Source organism: Bartonella sp. MU70NMGDW (assembly GCF_042194085.1).
Taxonomy (GTDB): domain Bacteria; phylum Pseudomonadota; class Alphaproteobacteria; order Rhizobiales; family Rhizobiaceae; genus Bartonella; species Bartonella grahamii.
This window is the reverse complement of sequence record NZ_JBHIMK010000326.1, coordinates 1-1,280: the sequence shown is the minus strand read 5'-3', so window position 1 is coordinate 1,280 and position 1,280 is coordinate 1. Positions and strand designations below refer to the sequence as shown.

General features: G+C 37.9%; 1 protein-coding gene and 1 pseudogene. One reads left to right on the top strand and one right to left on the bottom strand.

Annotated elements, in window-relative coordinates:
- Nucleotides 1-245 (top strand): annotated as a pseudogene (locus ACFIKE_RS10770) (hydrolase); the annotation flags it as partial.
- Between the two features lie 564 nt (nucleotides 246-809).
- Here the strand turns inward: ACFIKE_RS10770 and ACFIKE_RS10765 are convergent.
- Nucleotides 810-1,280, bottom strand: a 471-nt coding sequence (locus tag ACFIKE_RS10765; protein ID WP_375649899.1) for a 3-methyl-2-oxobutanoate hydroxymethyltransferase, incomplete at its 5' end; no start/stop codon positions are given.

Below are 1,280 nucleotides of genomic sequence, written 5' to 3'. Positions count from 1 at the left end.
TGCGCTTTTCTCTTCCCGTTGATCTTTCTCAAAAACTTTTAAAAAAAATCAAACAAGCCGACCGTATCGCTGCATATTATGAAGCAATTACGCTTGCTGGATTTAATACAGGAGAAGCCCTCCGCTATTTTGGCTCTCCCAATAATATTTTACCCGATGATCTTGATTTATCCTCCTATTCTACCCAACAAATTGAAAACGCATTTTTAACTCGCTTTAATGACTTGGATTCCCAAAGATTATAGACTCTTCGCATTATGGATTCCTTGTCATTACAGACTCATCACACTGATTTATAATAATAATTCATTATTTTTTCATGTTGAATGAGAGCCCTTAATATCGTAAGCTTCACTCATTTCAAATCTGTTTATATTGAATCAATTAAAATCGTTCTCTTGCACGTCATAAGCGGGGACGGCATATGGGTAAAAATTTTTAAAGAAAGAATTAAAATGCCTCTTATGAAGCATCTCAAGTGCCAACCGCTGTCGCAGCATTGAAAACTGGCAAAGTGAATGATGGTGCCGGCTTGCTCTTTTATGAAGCGTAAAGATAGTGGTGCTCAATGTATTTACCATTATACCATTCACGATCTGCGTCGCGAAATAGGATTGGGTGCCTTAAGAAAGCTTTCTTTAAAAAAGCACATGAATTAGTAACCCAATCGCGTTCTATTTTGCATAAGAGACGTGATCCCATTAAAGAAATGGAAAAAATCACAGCTCAAATTGTATACAAAATATATGCACATTCATTATCAAAACAACAAATATTCTCTTGTTAAAATTCTCATCTTAAACTGAATTTTATTTTAATTTATAAACTTCATTATCCGCTGGGAAAGCACGAGAGGTGACATCCTCTGCATAATTCTTTATTGCAGTTTCCATGGCTTGTTCAAGGTTTCCATAACGGCGTACAAATTTTGGCACATGAGCACCATAGCCCAACATATCTTCCATTACCAATACTTGTCCATCACACTGATTGGATGCACCAATACCGATCGTAGGGATAGAAAGCTTTTCTGTCAGTTTTACTGCTAAAGGTTCAACAATCCCTTCTAAGACAATAGCAAAAGCACCTGCCTCCTCAATTGCAGCCCCATCGGCTTCAATTCTTTGCCAATCACTCTGTTTTCGTCCTTGTGTTTTGAAGCCACCAAAACGATTCACCGCCTGGGGTGTGAGACCAATGTGCCCCATCACTGGAATGCCACGTTTACACAAAAAATCAATTGTTTCCGCTATATAAACACCACCTTCAAGCTTAACTGC